Below are 18,668 nucleotides of genomic sequence, written 5' to 3' on the forward strand. Positions count from 1 at the left end.
ATAGAAGGTCGGTGAAGTTTGCAGTTATTAGAAGTTTCTTTTATTACATTTTTTGTTGCAGGTGCTTTGTTAGTTTTTTGGTACCTGATAGTAGGTATTTTGCTTATTGTTATCACGCCGCAAAAAGTAAAGCACTATGCGTATACTAGTGAGCACTATACAGATATTGAGCTTGCTTTAGTTTCTGGATTTCACTTTGGGGCCTTAATACATGGATTAGCTCTTGTTGCCGCAGTTGCATTTCCTAAGTTGGCCAAAAAAAGAAAGCTAACAGATATTCGTAGAGTTTGCCCAAAGTGGTTCATAAGTATTGGGCTAGTGTACTGGACTATTTTAATCTTTATCGTAGTCACTATTTTTGCATCTTTGTTAGCTATGATTTTGTTTTGAATTGATTACGTACGTAAAAGAAGACCGAGCTTATGGCTCGGTCTTCTTTTATGCATGTTTTGCAAACGCATTGGTAAAAGACACGCTGCGTATTTTGTATTGCTGTTGATAAGCAAGAATAAAATCTCGGATAGCGTCATTTACGGGGAAAACACAGTGGACGTCTAGGCCTTCTAAAAACTGATTGTCAGCCATATCCCAGAAGCTTTGAAGCGAATTACAAATGATTGTTCTCATAACAGTGCTCGTCTCGGCTTATTTAAAGTCAGATTAACAACTGTCCTTGGTGTGCAATACGGAGCTAACTAGTTTTTCAATTGCCCAGTATTTTAGGGTGAAGGCTACATTACATCACCTAGATCCATTCGTATTGGTTAAAAACCAATCACTAGCGAGCAGAGTATAGCCAACCAAATGTATATTTAAAAGATAAAATTGGAACGAAAATTAAGCAATGGTTTGCGCATTTCTAAGTTGGTGTTTACATGATGACTCGCTAGCTCGAAGCAGGATTTATGTGAGGCCTTACTCCAAAACAAACTTGATGTCCGGGATTGAGCGTCAATGAGCTGAATCCCGCACCTTGAGGTGTTGGTATAGCGGAACCTTAAATTTCTCTTCCTGATTTAAGGTTAAGCTACAAATCTAGCGCTAAGATTTTTGACTTACGTTGGAAGTTATATAGCCCTTGTTTGGCTCCGGGCAAATAGTCGACACTGACTTCGTAAAAACCTTGCTCTCTGAACCAATGCAAACTGTGTGTCGTGAGGACAAAGATTTGATCAATGGTTTCGGATTTAGAACGGTGTTTCATGTAGTTGAGCAGTAACAAACCTCGGTTCCCATCACGATAGTCAGGGTGAATCGCTACGCAAGCCATCTCAGCTTTGCGCTCTTCTGGGTATGGATAAAGGGCAGCACAGCCAATAATCAAGCCGTCTTTTTCGATGATGGTAAATTTTCCAATCTCTTGTTCTAGCTGCTCTCGAGAGCGCCTAACGAGTACACCTTGCTCTTCTAAAGGACGAATGAGGTCTAAGATACCGCCAATATCGTCAATATTGGCTTGCCTCACTTGTTCAGCGCTCGCCATAACGACTTGGGTTCCGATACCGTCGAAAGAGAACAACTCCTGAATTAGGGCTCCATCTACTTTATAACTGATCAAGTGGCTGCGAGGTACTCCGGCACGGCAAGCGGCAATAGACCCTTTAAGAAAGCGCAGTGTCCCAGTGTTGTAATCTAGGTCAGGAGACGTATTTTCAGAGAGCGTTTTGATGACATGCTCCGCCTCAATTGGCAGCAACTCGGCGACAGCATTACCGTTGTCATCAATGACACCTTGTTCTGAACAGAAACCAATCAGTTTGTCTGCGCCTAATTTGATCGCCAGTTGTGTCGCAACTTCTTCAGAAAGTAAGTTAAAACACTCGCCAGTCACAGAGCTCGCAATGGGGCCAAGTAGCACAATAGAGCCTTGGTCGAGCGTGCGATTAATCGCGTCGGTGTCAATGCGGCGAATGCGTCCACTATGGCAATAGTCCACACCATCATCAACGCCGAGTGGCTGAGCAATGATGTAGTTTCCGCTAACGACATTGAGCTGGGTGCCTGCCATCGGAGTGTTGTTGAGGCTCATTGATAGGCGCGCAGTAATCGCAAGTTGAAGTTGTCCGGCAGCTTGCATAACAACAGATAAAGCCGATTCATCCGTAATGCGGATATTTTTGTGGTAAGGCGTAGTGAGGTCTTGTTTTTCTAGCAGCTGATTAATTTGAGGACGTGCACCATACACCACCACGACTTTAATTCCGAGGCTGTGCATGAGTGCGATATCATTAATAATATTGCCAAAATTTTTGTGTGCGACGGCTTCTCCGCCCAGCATGATCACCATGGTTTTTCCGCGGTGAGCATTGACATAAGGTGTTGATTGACGGAATCCTTTTACGAGAGCAGTACTACGAATTTTCACTACAGCCATTCCTTTGTTTAATTATGTTAAAATAATGCCTTTTTATTCACTTGGTGGCAAGGTGAAATTTTGGAATAAAGCACAAACATATTGAGGTAGGTTCTTGGTCCCGTTGAGGGGGAGAGTTACAATGAGCGCGTCTTTTCTCAACACGTGAACCTCATGTCTTCTGCTGTTAATAAGAATGCTGCGATCACTGCTTCAAATCTGTCAAAAACGTCATCTAAATCAATGCTTCGTAAGTGGCTAGAGCGTTCTCTTATGCTTATAGCGATAGTTGGAACCGTTGTCGTGTGCATGCTGTATAGTGATTTGATTACTCGAACCATTAATCCGCCTATTCCTAAATCGACTATTTATGGCCGCTGGGTTGAGCAAGATGTTGCGCCTTATGCTCGTGAAGAATTTGTGTTGAGTGAGCGCGGTGTTACTGTAAATGGTTCTACAGTGGCGACCAGTTTTGAATTCGATGGGGATTCGTTTTCGTATCGAGTGGGTTCAAATGAGCGGCACTTCAATTTTGTGGGTAAGCAGCATGCAGAAATGAAGCTGGATGCCAATGCACATTATCTACCTGTATTCCGTTTAGAGGGGCGTGCAAGGATTGCGGTAAGATAGTCGTTTTTATCATTGTCTGTTAAGCAGAGATCTCTTGCGTCTGTGAGTCACATGGATGATCACAATTTCATCTCTCAATCAGTAAATCTTACTTTCAAACATAATCCGGACAATTCCGTAATTCTTCCGCTGCTATCATGTTGCATTAACTGAATGAATTCACAACGAGTAAACGGATTGGCTTAGCGTTGAAACATTTTGTCGTTGCTTTTCAATTGCACCGTATGCATTTGTTTGCCATCCTTTTGCTATTCTCTTTTACGGAAAAGACACGTGTTAAAAAAACTCCTTCCTATTATCTCTTTGAGCCTACTCTTTGGCTGTGCTCAACAAAATGATCGTGCTCAGCAATATCTTGATGGTGAGTTTCCTCAGATCCTCAATCAAGTGGATGTGGTTGAGTCTAACAAACCACGCGATTTTACTGAATTTAACAAGCAAGCTGAGCAAGTGGTGATAAAGTCACCATCCATGGCGAAGATGTACCAACCGCTATATCAACGATTAAGTGAGTGGGCGCAACAGAGCGGAGATACCAGTGCGTTGAGTGCGTTTGGCATTCAAGCCGCGCAATTGGGTGGTGGTGATAAAAAAGGTAATGTGTTGTTTACCGGATACTTTTCTCCCGTGATGGAACTGCGTCATACACCAAACGACATTTTTAAGTACCCAGTTTATGGCAAACCAAACTGCTCATCAGATTGTCCGACTCGCGCGGAGATCTACAATGGAGCACTAGATGGACAAGGTTTGGTGCTAGGTTACGCGCCTAATCGTATCGACCCATTTATGATGGAAGTGCAAGGCAGTGGCTACGTGCATTTTGAAGATGATGATACGTTGGAGTACTTTGCGTACGCGGGTAAAAACAATAAAGCTTACGTCAGCATTGGCCGCATTTTGATTGAGCGTGGTGAAGTCCCGCGTGAAAAAATGTCCCTCAAAGCAATCAAAGAGTGGGTGATGGACAACGACGATGCAACAGTACGCGAGTTGTTGGAGCAAAACCCTTCTTACGTTTTCTTTGCGCCAAAAGCAGAAGCGCCAGTAACGGGGTCGGCTGGTATTCCTTTGTTGCCAATGGCTGCCGTCGCAGGCGATCGTTCTATCTTACCAATGGGCACACCAATCTTGGCGGAAGTGCCGCTGTTGAATGCCGATGGTACGTGGAGCGGTGCGCATCAACTGCGAATGCTGATCGTTTTAGACACTGGTGGTGCGGTAAAACAGAACCATTTGGATCTGTATCATGGCATTGGTGCGAGAGCAGGAACGGAAGCTGGGCACTACAAGCATTTTGGTCGAGTGTGGAAGCTTGGGTTAGAAAACTCACCAACTCAAGCGCCTTGGGCTTTACCGCCAGAAAAGCTACAATAGTCGTCCAAGAGAGAGGAACACTCTCTTATCTAGACATTTCATCAAAGAGTGCGTATAAATCGCACTCTTTGTTTTTCTATCGATCATCTGGACTTCAATATGCGTGAACTCGATACCCCAGCATCTGACAGCTACAATCAACGCTTTGGCGGCACTCGTCGTCTTTATGGCAACAGCGAAGTGGACATTCTTCGCGCTGCACACGTTTGTGTGATTGGTATTGGTGGCGTAGGTTCATGGGCGGTGGAAGCGCTGGCTCGTACGGGGATCGGTGAGCTAACTCTGATTGATATGGACGATGTTTGTGTCACGAACATTAACCGCCAAATTCATGCGATGACGGGCACCGTTGGCCAAAGCAAGATTGAAGTGATGGCCGAGCGTGTCAAATTGATCAACCCAGAGTGTAAAGTTAATCTGATTGATGATTTCATCACGCCAGACAATCAACATGAGTACTTAAGCAAAGAGTTTGATTACGTGTTGGATGCCATTGACAGCGTAAAAGCGAAAGCGTCTTTGTTGGCGTATTGCCGCAGCAACAAGATCAAAGTGATCACCACGGGTGGTGCTGGTGGTCAGGTTGACCCAACGCAGATCATGGTCGCTGATTTAACGAAAACGATCCAAGATCCTCTAGCGAAGAAAATCAAAGACACCTTGCGTCGTCATCATAACTTCCCTAAGAATCCGGCTCGTAAGTTTGGTATTGATTGCGTGTTTTCAACCGAGCAGCTGAAGTACCCTCAAGCAGACGGTTCAGTGTGTGGTGTGAAGTCGACAGCGGAAGGCCCAAAACGTATGGATTGCGCTAGCGGTTTTGGTGCGGCGACTGTCGTAACTGCAACGTTTGGCTTTGTCGCGGTATCGCGAATCGTTGAGAAGTTGATTTCAAAATATAAGAAGTAAACTAGAAGAAGAGCGCATCATGACAGATTTTCCCGTTTCTCCATTTGGTACAGATATCACCAGCGAAGACATTGTAGCGACTATGCAGCAATTTCAAGGCTGGGAAGATCGTTACCGTCAGGTTATTCAGTGGGGTAAAAAGCTGCCACAAATGCCAGAAGAGCTGAAATCAGAACAAGTTACCGTTTCGGGTTGTGAAAGCTTGGTGTGGTTAGTGAGCCAAGAGCAAGATGGCGTTTGGCATTTTTGTGCGGACTCCGATGCGCGTATCGTCCGTGGATTGATTGCCTTGGTGATGGCGGCTTATGACGGAAAAACGGCCGATCAAATTCAAGCATTTGATATTGATGCTTATTTTGATCAACTGGGGCTTGTCTCCCATTTAAGCCCGTCACGTGGTAATGGCTTGAAAGCTATTGTAGAGCAGATTAAACAAACCGCCGTGTAACGAGTCATTTTCCCAATTCTTAAAAAACGCCGAATAGCCTAGCTGTTTGGCGTTTTTTGTATCTGAGTTGAGATATTTTTTGCATATGGATAAAAAGTATGCAAATGGTCGACTATTTTAGCGTTAATTAACCATTCTATTGATCCTGGTTCATTATATTGCCCACTTGGTTTTTATAAACTCAATTGTATTTAAAATTTGTCTATATTAGATAATAGACATATGCCCCATTCGCTCCTATTCCCCAATGTGGAAACACACTTGGAAGCGATTGGGTTACTTAGATACAAATGCTAGGAACCTCCCTATATGCAATTCACCTTGGAACATGCGCAAGACGTGTTATCCGGAATGCCAGACCCCACTTTTATTCTGAGTGAAGATGGTATCTATATTGATGTTTTTGGAGGAACAGATAAAAAAGCCTATCACGATGGAAGTAATTTGATAGGTGAGACGCTGTACAGCGTACTTGAGAAAGATAAAGCTGACTGGTTTATCGAACAGATAAATCGGTCACTGAAACAAGACAGTATTGTGACGATCGAGTACAAGATGTGCGCCGACAGCATTCAGGGAATAGATGCTAACAGTGGGCCAAGAGGCGACCTATACTACGAAGGCAAGATCTCCCCACTCGCTATAAAATACCGAGGTCGTCGCGTTGTCCTTATTCTTACACGCAACATCTCCAATCGCCACCGAGTTGAAACCCTTCTTCGCCATCAAAGCCAAATTGATGCTCTTACCAACATCTACAATCGACGTGTCTTTTTCGAAAAGCTCACAGAAGAAGTTATTAAATCCCAAGCTCCGGATTATCACTCCGCGTTGTTATTATTTGATTTGGATTTTTTTAAAGTCATCAATGATAAACGTGGTCATGATGCGGGGGATTATGTCTTAGAGACGTTAGCTGATTTGGTTTCTCACTTACTCGTCAAAGACGAAATTTTTGCAAGAGTCGGAGGGGAGGAGTTTGCGATTATTTTGCCAGAAACTTCTCTGTCGGCGGCGAAAGAGGTAGGAGAGGAAGTACGTTCCCACATTCAAAATTGTCAGTTCGAATTTGAAAAGATTGAAATTCCGGTCACGGTGAGTGTAGGCGTGGTGGAAATAGGCAGAAATGAAACCACCAAACGTTTGTATGCGCATGCAGATAAAGCGCTTTATGCTGCGAAAAGAAATGGCAGAAATTGCGTGGCGACTCTGGATAGGCAGATGGAGTAACCTTGTTGGTTACTCCAAATCAAACCGTTGGCGTTATAGCATGTCGACGGCTTTTTCTACGGCGGCGATGAGTCTATCCACATCTTCAGCCGTGTTATAAATACCAAAAGAAACGCGTACCGTGCCTTTAACGTTTAGCGCATCCATCAATGGGTGAGCGCAGTGGTGTCCTGCTCGTACCGCAATGCCTTGTTGATCGAGCAGCGTCGCAATATCTTGGTGATGAACATCGTCCATTACGAACGTCAGTACAGAAGCGTTCGGTTGGTAGCCTAGAATATGGATGTCATCCAAAGCGCTTAGTGCTTGGTAGGCCTTATCCTGAAGCGCATGGAGATGATCCTCGACTGCGTGATGGTCAAAACCTTGGTACCACTCAATGGCTTTCGCTAGAGCAATCGCGCCCGCAACGTTTGGTGTGCCCGCTTCAAATTTACCAGGAAGTGCAGAAAACGTCGTTTTCTCGAACGAAACGCGTTCAACCATTTTACCACCGCCGTGCCATGGTGGCATGGCTTCCAAAAGTTCAAGCTTGCCGTATAAAACGCCAATACCTGCTGGCGCATAAAGTTTGTGACCTGAGAAAACGTAAAAATCGATATCTGATACCGATAAATCAAGCTGCTCATGGACGATGCCTTGAGCGCCATCAATCACAACAACCGCGCCAACGCTGTGCGCTAGTTCAGTGATTTTTTCGATAGGTTGTCGTGTGCCCGTGACGTTGGTGATTTGCGCACAAGCAACAATTTTACAGCGGTCAGACAGAAGCGCCTCAAATGCACTGATGTCGAACTGGCAATCTGATGTCATTGGAACTTTTATGACTTTGGCGCCCGTTTGCTCTGCCACGATTTGCCAAGGCACGATGTTAGCGTGGTGCTCCATCTCGCTAATCAAGATCTCATCACCCGGTTGTAACGTGCTGCGGGCGTAAGTCTGAGCAATTAAGTTCAGTGCTTCGGTTGCGCCCCGTGTCCAAATGATCTCTTTAGAGCTGTTTGCACCAATAAAGTTTGCCACTCGTTCTCGTGCCGCTTCAAATTGGCTGGTGGCATTAGCCGTTAAACTATGACTGCCACGGTGAACATTGGCATTTTGCGCACTGTAGTAATGACTGATGACATCAATCACACATTGCGGTTTTTGCGTTGTCGCTGCGCTATCTAGATACACTAAGGGCGTATCGTTGACGGATTGATTTAGAGCGGGAAATTGCTCACGTACAGCATTTACGTCAAACATTATTCTTCACCAAGCTTATGGTAATGCAGAGTAGGCAGAGGGATCATTGGTTCAGCAACTGACCATGCGTGTTTTTTACCTGAGAGTTGAATGATTACTTCCATTGCGAACTCTAAAGCAGTGCCCGGACCTTGACTGGTGATAAGGTTGTGGTTGATATCAAAGGTCACGCGTTTGCTGCGCCACTTCTCTTCCGGGATATGTGACTGAAAGCTCGGGTGACAGGTCATCAGTGATTGTGGGAAAAGATCATGGTGTTGCAATACCAACGCCGGTGCTGCGCAGATAGCAGCGACCAACTTTCCCTCGTAGATGTGCTGCTTAAGGATTTCTATCATCACCGTGCTATCACGAAAAATTTCTGCACCACCAACACCACCAGAAAGCGCTATGGCGTCAAACTCATCATCAGCGATATCGACTAGCTTACAATCGGCTGTTAGTGTGACTCCGCGAGAAGCTTTCATCGTCAATGAGCCATCAAAAGCAGCACTCGCTACCGTAACGTCATAACCCGCGCGAACCATCATGTCGATAACGGTGACGGCTTCCATTTCTTCGGTGCCCGGAGCGATTGGCACTAAGATTTTCTTACTCATTGTTCTGTCCAGCTTTGTTCTATTTGTTTGATGCGTTGGTAAAGTTTTAAATTCTCAGGCGTATTGATGTGATGTTTCTCGGCAGCCTTTAACAAGTATCCGGTTATAAAATCAATTTCCGTTCGACGCTGATGGAATACGTCTTGTCTCATTGAAGAATAGTTCTCAGCTGTGGCGTTCACCACTTGCATTACCGTATCGAAAAGAGAGCGAAACTCGATAGCAATACCTTCTTTACTCATTACTTCAACCAGTTCTTGAGTGATACTTTCGAGTTGTATCTTAAACTCGGGCTGCGCAAGCTCACCATTCTTACACTGGTGAATCGCAGTCAGTGGGTTAATCGCGCAGTTAATTGCTAACTTAGTCCATAACGCAGATCGGATGTGTGGATTCCAAATGGCCTCTGGAAGGGCATGATGCATAACATCTTGCAGAAAAGCGCACTGCATTCCCTTGTCATTATAACCACCCACTTGCGTTGTTCCGTGACCGGTATGCAGTACGTGTTGGTTATCTGGTTTGTATGCGCCGTGCGTCGTTGTGGCGAGCACTATCGGATTGTTTGGCAGAGCCTTCTCTACGCCAGAGGCGGTACCCATACCATTGTGCATCAGCATGATAATCGTGTCAGCGTTGATATGAGGCAGTAAAGGCTGAATGGCGTCTTCCACTTGCCAAACTTTTACCGTGATCAAAATGAGATCCGCTTTATTTACGGAGGAAATATCTTGATTACTGAATACGGTTGCGGGTGTGTCATCCAACTGAAGTGATTGTTGTCTCTCTGAACTTCTTCCCCACAATGAAACATTGTGTCCGGCAAGCTGAAATTTTGTTGCCCAGAGTGAGCCCACCGCACCTGGACCGAGGATAAGGATATTCACCAAACGCTCTCATTAAAAAGGTTTGCTGCAAGGATAATGAGGGAAAAAAGGAAAGCAAATAAAAATGGCGCCGAAAGGCGCCATTTTTGATGAAACTTAGTGGTTCAATTAGAACTTGTAAGTTACAGCTACGTAGTGACCTACGCCTGAAGACTCAGATTTTGTCGAAGAATCCCATGGTAGACCAGTACCATCTTCGAAACCATATACGTCATGGTATAGCTTCAGACCGTAACCTACCGCGAAGCGGTCAGAGTGCCAGTAGATACCGTTGAACATAGCACCGCCATTACTAACTTGAGAATACTCGTCTTTCATACCAAATTGGTAATCGATGTAACCTTGGTAAGAGATGAATGAACCGTTCTCGAAGAAGTAGAATGGTTTGAACCAGTTAGTCGAGATTTGGAAACCGTTCCAATCTTTTTGGTTTGAGTCGTAAGTGCCGTAAAGGTTTAGACCCATTTTACCAAACCAAGGAACCATTACGTCAGAACCAAGACCTACTTTCTGAGTGTTAACACCGCCATTGTTACCGTCCCATTCAAAAAGAGTAGACAAGTAAAGCTCTTGTACTGGACCGAAAGATAAGTCTTTACCAGTAATAGCGTCTAGAGACATACGAGGGGCGAACTTCATAAAGATTTTACCATCTTTATCAGCTTTATCACTGCTGCTGTCGGAAGTTAGGTTGAATACGTCAACGTAGCCGTAAAGGTCGAAAATACCAGAGCGACCGCCAAATTCCATTTCTAGGTAATCGTGAGTTGATTCGTAAGGACCTTTCTCATTTATTGCGCCCATGATGTTGAACTGCATCCACTTGTAATCGTTCTTGTGGATATCGCCATCTGAGTAGTCAGCAGCCATAACTGGAGCTGAAGTAGCCGCTAGAAGGCTAAGAGCTAAAAGTGATTTACGCATAAGGGGACTCTCTATGTTTGTAATGATTCAGAACACGCAATCTGTGCTGCGCTTTCCAATTGGCGGGAATAATAGCGATAAAAATCCCAAATGAAAGTGATAAAGGGTGCAAAATTGAACGTTTTTGGTGAGTTGCGTCACGAAATTATCTTTATTTACGGAACTTTTTGTTTGTTGCATTTGATTGCAATAAATGTGTGATTTGGATCGTTTGCGTAAGCGATTTTATGACTTTTTAAGCCAGTCGATTAACCAACATAAATCGTTAGTGATCGGAGTGATAAGGGATTCGTATGTATCGGTGAATCAAAGAGGACGTTTGAATGAAAGAAGTCATGTTATTCCCACTCACTTCAGTTGTACTCCCTGAAGGTAAAATGAATTTGCGCATTTTTGAGCCACGATATAAGCGAATGGTAAAGGAATGCAGCCTACAAAATGTGGGTTTTGGAGTTTGCCTAGTAGGTAGTGAAGGTGACCCTAAAGACGTGGGAAATGTTTCATCTATCGGAACTTTGGTCAGGATCGTTGATTTTGAAACACTCAGTGATGGTCTTCTTGGTATTACAGTCGCTGGTGAGAAACGCTTTGTTGTCAAGCGAGTTCGTGCAGATGCGGACGGCTTACGCCATGCAGAGGTCGAATGGTTAGACAATTGGCAACATCCAGACAACTCACCAGATTTCTTCTATTTAAGCCAGCAGTTATCCCATGTTTATGAAGAGTTTCCTCAACTTGGAAACCTCTACCAGCATCGTTTTTACGATGACTCAGCTTGGGTGACCCAGCGCTGGCTTGAATTACTTCCTTTAGACTGCAATCTGTTCGAACAGCTCGTTGGCGCAGAGAACTGCATTCCTGCGTTGCAATTTCTGACAGAAGCCATAGAAGCCCCGACTAACAAAGAGGCAAGGATATGAAAGGATTTAGCAGAGCTGCGCTAACTATGGTGGCGGCATTAGGACTGGCGGCGTGTGGCTCCGACAGCGACACCATCGAGTATTCCAATTTGCAAGCAGTACATGCGTCTTCTGATGCGCCGCTTGCAAATGTGTGGATAAACGATAAGTCATCATTGACAGGTGTTGATTATGGTATGGGTTCTGGTTACATGAAGTTACGTGAGGGCATGAACTCAATTCAAGTTGATGTTCAACTTCCAGGCGATGAAACCGCGACTGTAATACCTAAAACAGAATTAGATCTCGATTCAGACCTCAATTACAACGTGTTCGTTGTTGGTGATGCCGATGGTTCGCCAAACCCAGTAGAACCTTTAGTTGTGACTCGCAGCGCCGATTCAATGGCTGATGCCAATAGTTTAGATGTTCAAGTTGTTCATGCAGCGTCTGGCGTTCCTGCCGTTGATCTCTACGTCACTGAGCCAGGGGCTGATCTTGCTAGCGCGACACCGCTTATGAATCTTGCATATAAAGCATCTACAGACGTATTGAACATCCCCGCTGGTGAGTACCAAGTTCGACTTGCTGTTGGGGATAGCGTTGCTTTTGACTCGGGCACAATATCTCTTGCTGCTAATTCAAACTTGACTATTGCCGCTATCAGTACCGGAGATTCAAATAGCACGTCACCAGTTAAGTTGTTGGTATTGGATGGTTCAGGATCTTCTATAATCGAGGATATGGGCAGCCAAGCTGAAGTAAGAGTTGGACATCTTGTCGATGGAGCGCCAATCGTCGATGTCAACGTTAACGGGGCGGCCTTCGGTCCTCTTGCCGACTTAGCGTTCAAAGAGATTCGTGGTTATTTGGATCTCGATGCTGGCGCTTACGATATTGACGTTTACGTGGATGGCACAACAACCAATCCTATTATCGATGTTGACGGATTAATGGTTGCGGGCGGAATGGATTACAGTGTTTACGCAGTCGGTGTTGTTAGCCCAGCGATTGATATCGAACCTCTAGTTGTTGAAGACATGAGACGTGCAGTGGCAACTAGCGCGACGCTGAATGTGACACACGCGGCGGCGAATCCCGTAGCGGAAATGGTGGATATTTATCTCACTACAAGCGCTGGAATAGATGGAAGTGATCCAACTATTGCTAATTTTGCGTACAAAGATAGCGTTCAGGGATTATATGTCGCTGAAGGTACCTATTATGTAACCGTGACAGTGGCAGGCGATCCAAGTACGGTTGCTGTTGATTCAGCACCAGTCAATGTGATGAATGGTGTTGTGTATCAGGTGGTTGCCATTGATGATGGGAACAACGGTGGCTTCAACTTGTTGGTTGATGACGTTACCGATTAGGACGAATGGGAGGAGATGACTCCTCCCTAAAATTAAGGCCGATTATGATGAGTGATAGCCCAAAAAAACTGGGGCGCAGTGATTGGAACGATTACATGGACAAAGTGAAGGCTCGAGATAAAGACGCGTTCGCTTTTGTATTCCGTTTTTACGCACCCAAGCTGAAGCAATTCGCTTACAAACATGTTGGTAATGAGCAAGTTGCTATGGAGATGGTGCAAGAGACCATGGCGACAGTTTGGCAGAAAGCGCACCTCTATGATGGGGAAAAGAGCGCGTTATCGACTTGGATATACACCATAATCCGAAACCTATGCTTTGATCTGTTGAGAAAGCAGAAAGGTAAGGAGTTACACATTCATTCTGATGACATTTGGCCGTCAGAATATTATCCACCAGATCTTGTTGATCACTATTCACCAGAGCAAGACATGTTGAAAGAGCAGGTGGTTAAATTTTTAGATATTTTACCGAAAAATCAGAGAGACGTTTTACAAGCGGTGTATCTTGAGGAGCTACCTCATCAGCAGGTCGCTGAATTATTTGATATACCCCTCGGTACCGTAAAATCCAGGCTGAGGCTTGCAGTAGAAAAGCTAAGGCATTCAATGCATACGGAGCAACTATGAACAAACACCCAGATAACAGCTTGTTAGAAGCATACGCTTCGGGAAGCATTGATGCAGTTTCTGGTCTTGTGGTCGCAACCCATTTAGAAACATGCACCAAGTGCCGAGCTTATGTGAACCAAGTCGAAGCCAGCCAAGCGAATATCGTGAGCGACATCCCCTCTGAATATGTCCCTGAATTCGACGATATGTTCAATGATATTATCAATGCGGAGCCAGCGACAGATAACATCGTTATCCGAGATCCTGCCGCAGTGAATGTTGCAGGAAAGAGCTTTGAACTTCCCAAAACCTTAGCGCGTTTCTCTGACCTTGTAGGGTCATGGAGAAGTTACGGAGGCAAGGTTTTCAGTGCTCAGATTGATCTAGGGGAAGATGCTCGTGTTAGCTTAATGTACATCGGAGAAGATGTGCAAATCCCTCAACATACGCACAAAGGCTTAGAATCTACATTGATCCTACATGGTGGGTTTAGTGATGAGGATGGCCAATATGAAGAGGGCGATTTGATGATTAGAGACGCGTCAGTGAAGCACAGCCCTTACACTAAGGCCGGAGAAGATTGCTTGTGTTTAACCGTACTGACTGAGCCGATGATCTTTACTCAAGGTGTGGCACGTATATTTAATATGTTTGGCAAAGGGCTATACCCATAGACCTCTTATCTTATATCTCGCAAAACAAAAACCACCGAATTCGGTGGTTTTTTGATGCGCTTCTTAGTGCTTGTGACGTGCCTTTTCCAATAGAGCATCAAAGTAATGTCGTAGCGAGTACAACATAATCAAGCTTGGCACGACCATAACAGCGGTAAGCACAAAGAACGTGCTCCAGTCATTGAGGTAGTCCACCAGTTCTCCACTGAAAGAAGCAAGAGTCGTTCGTCCGAAGTTGCCCAAAGAGGCAAGCAACGCATACTGAGTTGCCGAGAATGCTTGTCCGGTTAGAATCGTCAAAAATGAAACAAAAGCGACAGTTGAGAAAGCAGTCGTAAAGTTATCGACAATAATGGTTGCTAAATACAGGTGCTCATTTGGGCCTACCGATGCAATCCAAGCAAACATCAAGTTGCTGGCAGACATAGCAATACCGCCGATCATTAATCCACGTACAATACCAAACCTGACGTTGAACATGCTTCCGACAAAGGTAAAGAAGATAGTGGCTCCCCATCCGATCAGTTTGGAGTAATAACCAATTTGTTCGTTACTAAAACCAATATCTTTATAGAACGCGATCGACATCCTGCCCAAAAACGCTTCGCCAATTTTGAATAGGAAAACGAACAGCAAAAGAGTAATCGCGACACGGACGCCATTGCGATTAAAGAAGTCAAGGAAAGGTTCTACAACAGTCACAGTAAACCAAGCCACGACTTTTGAACCAACCACTTCTTTGTGGCGTTGTTCAGCGGCAGACTGAAGTTGTTCGCGTTGAGTTTTAGGCTCTCCGACTAAAATCGTAAAAACCATTAGAATGCCGACTATCACCGCCATCCCGTAATACACGCCATTCCAACCGACGCTATCAGCATTAACAAACGCTAAATAACCCGGTAGTGAATAACCTGTCCACCAGCCAATGACCGCCATTGCAGAAGCTTGTGGCAGCTTAGATTCTTCTGATTTTGGGAAAGTATCAATACGAAAAGCATCAATCGCAATGTCTTGTGTGGCTGATGCGGTTGCAATACACAAGGCGAGTAGAGACGCAAACACCAAGTTCTCTGCTGGATTCACGCCCGCAATAAATACCGTCGCGACGAGTACGATGCTTTGACAGAAGAAAATCCAGCTACGCCTTTGTCCAAGTAGTCGATAGAGCACTGGTAGCTTCACCCGGTCTACGAGTGGCGCCCAGAGAAAGTTAATTGCATAAACCGCAAAGACACTACCAAAGTAGCCTATTGCGGATAGGGTCAAACCAGCGTCTTTTAGCCAGCCAGACATATTTGAACCGATAAGTACCCACGGAAAGCCGCTAGAGCAGCCCAACATGAAAACCCACATGAGTCGTTTATCGAGGTAACTTTTTACCGTTTCCAACCAAGTGATGGAAGGTAATGAAGACATAAATCAATCCAATAAAATGAAGCCGTTGAAAGAGAAAGCCCTTCGATTATTCAAAGGGCTTATCGTTTTGGCTATTTAAGTAGTGTTGCTTTAGTGATGACGATTTGAGTCTCGGGAACATCACGCATACCGCGAGTCGTCGTAGTTGGCTGTTTTGCCATTTTTTGGATAATGTCGAATCCTTCCGTGACCTCGCCAAATACCGCATAACCCGGTGGACGAGCGCCGTAGTTTAGAAAATCATTGTCGACTAAATTGATAAAAAACTGACGAGTAGCAGAGTCAGGCGCGTTGGTGCGCGCCATTGCAATCGTCGCACGGTCGTTATTTAAACCGTTATTACCCTCGTTTTTGATTGGAGCGTAAGTCTTCACCATTTGCATATCTTGGTTAAAGCCACCACCTTGCGCCATAAAGCCTGGAATAATGCGGTGAAAAATAGTGCCTTCATAGCTACCGTCTTCTACATATTTCAGGAAGTTCGCTACCGTAATCGGCGCTTTCTCTTCATTCAGTTCGACAGTAAATGAACCTAACGTTGTTTCAAACGCCACTTTTGGTCCAGCCCAAACGCTGCAGCTGAGTAGCGCGAGAGAAAGAATTGCCTTGCGTAACATTAGAAACGCTCCTGCATGTACTGACGAAGCTCAGGATCATTGGCAATTTCTTTAAGTGTTAATGTCACAACATCATTCAGTGTTTGCTCAATGTCGGCATCAGACGCACTCAATGTGCCAGAACGCTTCGCAGTGCCTGTGTAAGTTTTGACCAGTTTGCCTTCTGGTGTTTCTGCGGTGATTTCAAGCACGACTTTCGCATCCATCTTATTTTCCATCACCGAATGTTTTACGTTAACTAATGCTTCTTGAACGTTTAATTCAATTGCATTGTTGCTGTTTAGATCGGCATGGAAGCCTTGAGATGAAAACTGCTTCTCTAATGATTCTTCTAACGCAATACGTAAATTCTGTTTAGCATGAAGAGGAAGAATGTTCGAACGGCCGTTATCCACCAACGCCACGTACTGCGCTGCACGTACATCTTTGCTGGTCAAACTGTAAGTCTTGCCTTGAACAATTGGATTGGTGCTCAGTGTGCTTTCTGGCATCAAATTCAGCTGAGGCTGTTGAGGCGCTGAACACGCAGCAAGCAACGCAACCGAAGCCGCAAGTACCAATTTTCTCATTTTATTATTCCTTTTAACTATTTTGCTAAAGCTTATTTTGCGCTTAATTTAGCAGGATTTTTTGTGGCCTGTAAAATCACAAACTTATTGTTGGAAGCGATAAGTTTCACATTCTTATCGCCAAACAGCCGTTTTAGTTTTGCGTCGTAACCAAGATGACGATTTCCAATCACCAGTAACTTACCACCTTGACTCAATACTTGCTTTGCATCACAGAACATTTGCCAAGCAATATGATCGGTGATTGCCTGCTGTTGGTGAAAGGGTGGGTTACACATAATCATAGAGCAGCTGTTGTGTTTAAAACCGTCCAAACAATTGTTTGCAACACACTGTATGTCTCTATCTTCACCAAGGTTATCTAGCAGGTTCTGCTTCGCGGACTCAAGCGCCATAAAGCTTTCATCAACACATGTTAATCGAGCATTCGGATTCAGCTGACCAAACTTCACAGACAAAACACCATTACCGCAACCGAGATCGATAACATTATCTACCAATGGATCTTGAGGTAGGTGCTGAAGCATAAAACGCGCACCTAAATCTAAGCTTTCTCCTGAATAGACATTTGGCATGTTCTTGAGTTCGATATCTTCGCCATCAACGCGCCAAGTCGTGAAAGGGCTTACTTCAATTGTTGGGTCAACCGTTGCTTGAGCAAATACCAATCGGTGCTTTTTCCAGGCCAGAGAGGTTTTTGTCTCACCCAAATATTTTTCAAACAGTTTTAGCGTTGAAGTATGAATGTCTTTCGCTTTATTAACTGCAATGACGGGGCAGGATGCAGGCAGTGCTTTTCTTAACTGACTGAGTATCCAAACGAGGTGACGGTTACTTTTTGGCAGTTGCAGCAATACGAGATCAGTATTGGAAGGTACGGGATCCATCGTGGTTGCAAACACTACCTTATTGCACTGGTTTTGCTCAAGGTTCTGCTGCACACCTTTATGAGAAATGAAAGAATCACTCATTAGCGTCACATGGTGCTTTTCTGAAAACCAGCAGGAGAGGGCACCAAAGCTGTCATTAATCACGAGGATGTTTTGATTGTCTGGCAAAGCAAGTTCTTCAACATGATTAATAAGATACTCATCACCGGCATCCCACGCTTGTAGAGTTTCATTGCTGCGTTTTGGGAAACGATGAAGTGTTAAGCTTCGCTCGTGAATATTCAGTTCGGTTTTCATAGCTAAATGTAAGTTGATTTAGAAATTAAGTGTTATTGTCGCAAATGATGACGTGTCGAGATACAAAAAGCTGTCAAATTTTACGTGTTCAGTGGTGGTCGCTCTCTAGGCATGTTCATAGCGTCAAGCGCTTTGAAATCAGTTGAACGTAAAATGCATCAATAATGAGAGTGATGTTTGAGTGATACACGTCTGCTTTACTTAGGTATATACTTATGGAATTCGCATCAATGAGGAACGAATATGATCCAAGAAATCATAGAGAAGAAACTACACAGTGAGCTGCAACCAAGCTATCTCAAAGTGATTAATGAGAGCTACATGCATAATGTGCCACCAGGCTCGGAGAGTCACTTCAAAGTGATTGTTGTGAGTGATTCGTTCGCGGGACAGCGTTTGATTGGACGCCATCGCCAAGTTCATCAAATTTTGGCAGATGAGCTAGATAACCACATTCATGCACTAGCTATCCATACATACACTGATGAAGAGTGGAAGCGAGAACAAGATGGCGCTCCTGATAGCCCTATGTGTATGGGTGGCGGTCACTAAAGACGCAAAATATAAAGGTGCAGAGAAAAGGTGGCTAAGGCCATCTTTTTTCGCTTTACATTCTTTAGGGGCATTGATGTGGCACAAATTCTGGTTAAAAAATGTGTTAACAGTGTTTCAACAAATGAATGGAAATTGCAGGATATTTCAGGCGATGAATATGAC

Annotated in this window: 21 protein-coding genes; 11 read left to right on the plus strand and 10 right to left on the minus strand. The window is 44.5% G+C overall.

The window, feature by feature from the left end; all coding sequences use genetic code 11:
- Positions 1–18 precede the first annotated feature (18 nt).
- Positions 19–390, plus strand: a complete 372-nt coding sequence (locus tag MSG33_RS13375; protein WP_031780957.1) for a hypothetical protein — start codon at positions 19–21, stop codon at positions 388–390.
- Positions 391–438: 48 nt separating this feature from the next.
- Here the strand turns inward: MSG33_RS13375 and MSG33_RS13380 are convergent, their stop codons facing one another.
- Both MSG33_RS13380 and argA read right to left on the minus strand, forming a co-directional pair.
- Positions 439–627, minus strand: coding sequence for a hypothetical protein (locus MSG33_RS13380; RefSeq protein WP_005380230.1), 189 nt, complete (start codon positions 625–627; stop codon positions 439–441).
- A 400-nt stretch (positions 628–1,027) separates the two neighbouring features.
- Positions 1,028–2,365, minus strand: coding sequence for an amino-acid N-acetyltransferase (gene argA, locus MSG33_RS13385; protein WP_012841478.1), 1,338 nt, complete (start codon positions 2,363–2,365; stop codon positions 1,028–1,030).
- Between the two features lie 162 nt (positions 2,366–2,527).
- Here argA and MSG33_RS13390 point away from each other — a divergent pair, with 162 nt between their 5' ends.
- The 5 genes from MSG33_RS13390 (at position 2,528) to MSG33_RS13410 (ending at position 6,947) form a co-directional block, all read left to right on the plus strand.
- A complete protein-coding gene (locus MSG33_RS13390) occupies positions 2,528–2,983 on the plus strand; it encodes a DUF2850 domain-containing protein (RefSeq protein WP_005380234.1) in 456 nt (151 codons plus the stop codon).
- Positions 2,984–3,256: 273 nt separating this feature from the next.
- Positions 3,257–4,360 carry a murein transglycosylase A gene (mltA, locus tag MSG33_RS13395; protein WP_012841480.1) on the plus strand — a complete coding sequence of 368 codons (1,104 nt, stop codon included), beginning with the start codon at positions 3,257–3,259 and terminating at the stop codon, positions 4,358–4,360.
- 99 nt (positions 4,361–4,459) lie between these two features.
- Positions 4,460–5,269, plus strand: a complete 810-nt coding sequence (gene tcdA / locus MSG33_RS13400; protein WP_005380241.1) for a tRNA cyclic N6-threonylcarbamoyladenosine(37) synthase TcdA — start codon at positions 4,460–4,462, stop codon at positions 5,267–5,269.
- Between the two features lie 19 nt (positions 5,270–5,288).
- Positions 5,289–5,717 carry a cysteine desulfurase sulfur acceptor subunit CsdE gene (gene csdE, locus MSG33_RS13405; RefSeq protein ID WP_017636016.1) on the plus strand — a complete coding sequence of 143 codons (429 nt, stop codon included), beginning with the start codon at positions 5,289–5,291 and terminating at the stop codon, positions 5,715–5,717.
- 309 nt (positions 5,718–6,026) lie between these two features.
- On the plus strand, positions 6,027–6,947 hold the full coding sequence (locus MSG33_RS13410) for a sensor domain-containing diguanylate cyclase (protein WP_248381272.1): 921 nt from the start codon (positions 6,027–6,029) through the stop codon (positions 6,945–6,947).
- Positions 6,948–6,980: 33 nt separating this feature from the next.
- Here MSG33_RS13410 and csdA read toward each other — a convergent pair whose 3' ends face one another.
- The 4 genes from csdA to MSG33_RS13430 all read right to left on the minus strand — a co-directional run bounded on the left by csdA (position 6,981) and on the right by MSG33_RS13430 (position 10,602).
- Complete coding sequence (csdA, locus tag MSG33_RS13415) at positions 6,981–8,192, minus strand: cysteine desulfurase CsdA (protein WP_248381273.1); 1,212 nt, start codon at positions 8,190–8,192, stop codon at positions 6,981–6,983.
- A complete protein-coding gene (locus MSG33_RS13420; protein WP_006742560.1) occupies positions 8,192–8,791 on the minus strand; it encodes a DJ-1 family glyoxalase III in 600 nt (199 codons plus the stop codon). Before MSG33_RS13420 ends, csdA begins: the two co-directional genes overlap by 1 nt.
- On the minus strand, positions 8,788–9,678 hold the full coding sequence (gene panE, locus MSG33_RS13425) for a 2-dehydropantoate 2-reductase (protein WP_248381274.1): 891 nt from the start codon (positions 9,676–9,678) through the stop codon (positions 8,788–8,790). The genes MSG33_RS13420 and panE overlap by 4 nt, the downstream gene beginning before the upstream one ends.
- A gap of 108 nt (positions 9,679–9,786) precedes the next feature.
- The gene (locus MSG33_RS13430) at positions 9,787–10,602 is read right to left on the minus strand and encodes an outer membrane protein OmpK (RefSeq protein ID WP_033905541.1); all 816 of its coding nucleotides are present in this window, start codon (positions 10,600–10,602) and stop codon (positions 9,787–9,789) included.
- A 323-nt stretch (positions 10,603–10,925) separates the two neighbouring features.
- Between MSG33_RS13430 and MSG33_RS13435 the strand changes: the two genes are divergently transcribed.
- The 4 genes from MSG33_RS13435 to MSG33_RS13450 are packed head-to-tail and all read left to right on the plus strand — an operon-like array spanning position 10,926 to position 14,162.
- On the plus strand, positions 10,926–11,522 hold the full coding sequence (locus MSG33_RS13435; protein ID WP_005380253.1) for an LON peptidase substrate-binding domain-containing protein: 597 nt from the start codon (positions 10,926–10,928) through the stop codon (positions 11,520–11,522).
- On the plus strand, positions 11,519–12,877 hold the full coding sequence (locus tag MSG33_RS13440) for a DUF4397 domain-containing protein (protein ID WP_167426298.1): 1,359 nt from the start codon (positions 11,519–11,521) through the stop codon (positions 12,875–12,877). The genes MSG33_RS13435 and MSG33_RS13440 overlap by 4 nt, the downstream gene beginning before the upstream one ends.
- 44 nt (positions 12,878–12,921) lie before the next feature.
- Positions 12,922–13,506, plus strand: coding sequence for an RNA polymerase sigma factor (locus MSG33_RS13445; RefSeq protein WP_005380255.1), 585 nt, complete (start codon positions 12,922–12,924; stop codon positions 13,504–13,506).
- Positions 13,503–14,162: a ChrR family anti-sigma-E factor gene (locus MSG33_RS13450; protein WP_048625904.1), complete on the plus strand. Its 660-nt coding sequence runs from the start codon at positions 13,503–13,505 to the stop codon at positions 14,160–14,162. The genes MSG33_RS13445 and MSG33_RS13450 overlap by 4 nt, the downstream gene beginning before the upstream one ends.
- 63 nt (positions 14,163–14,225) lie before the next feature.
- Here MSG33_RS13450 and MSG33_RS13455 read toward each other — a convergent pair whose 3' ends face one another.
- The 4 genes from MSG33_RS13455 to MSG33_RS13470 all read right to left on the minus strand — a co-directional run bounded on the left by MSG33_RS13455 (position 14,226) and on the right by MSG33_RS13470 (position 17,951).
- Positions 14,226–15,578, minus strand: coding sequence for an MFS transporter (locus MSG33_RS13455; protein ID WP_006742554.1), 1,353 nt, complete (start codon positions 15,576–15,578; stop codon positions 14,226–14,228).
- Between the two features lie 71 nt (positions 15,579–15,649).
- Complete coding sequence (locus MSG33_RS13460) at positions 15,650–16,195, minus strand: peptidylprolyl isomerase (RefSeq protein ID WP_134647147.1); 546 nt, start codon at positions 16,193–16,195, stop codon at positions 15,650–15,652.
- Positions 16,195–16,764 (minus strand): YajG family lipoprotein, encoded by a 570-nt coding sequence (locus tag MSG33_RS13465; RefSeq protein WP_248381275.1) that lies wholly within the window; start codon positions 16,762–16,764, stop codon positions 16,195–16,197. Before MSG33_RS13465 ends, MSG33_RS13460 begins: the two co-directional genes overlap by 1 nt.
- Positions 16,765–16,796: 32 nt before the next feature.
- Positions 16,797–17,951, minus strand: coding sequence for a methyltransferase (locus MSG33_RS13470; RefSeq protein WP_248381276.1), 1,155 nt, complete (start codon positions 17,949–17,951; stop codon positions 16,797–16,799).
- A 243-nt stretch (positions 17,952–18,194) separates the two neighbouring features.
- Between MSG33_RS13470 and bolA the strand changes: the two genes are divergently transcribed.
- Positions 18,195–18,503, plus strand: a complete 309-nt coding sequence (gene bolA / locus MSG33_RS13475; protein ID WP_005380262.1) for a transcriptional regulator BolA — start codon at positions 18,195–18,197, stop codon at positions 18,501–18,503.
- Positions 18,504–18,668 lie beyond the last annotated feature (165 nt).

Source organism: Vibrio sp. 1CM7H, from assembly GCF_023161645.1.
Taxonomy (GTDB): domain Bacteria; phylum Pseudomonadota; class Gammaproteobacteria; order Enterobacterales; family Vibrionaceae; genus Vibrio; species Vibrio diabolicus.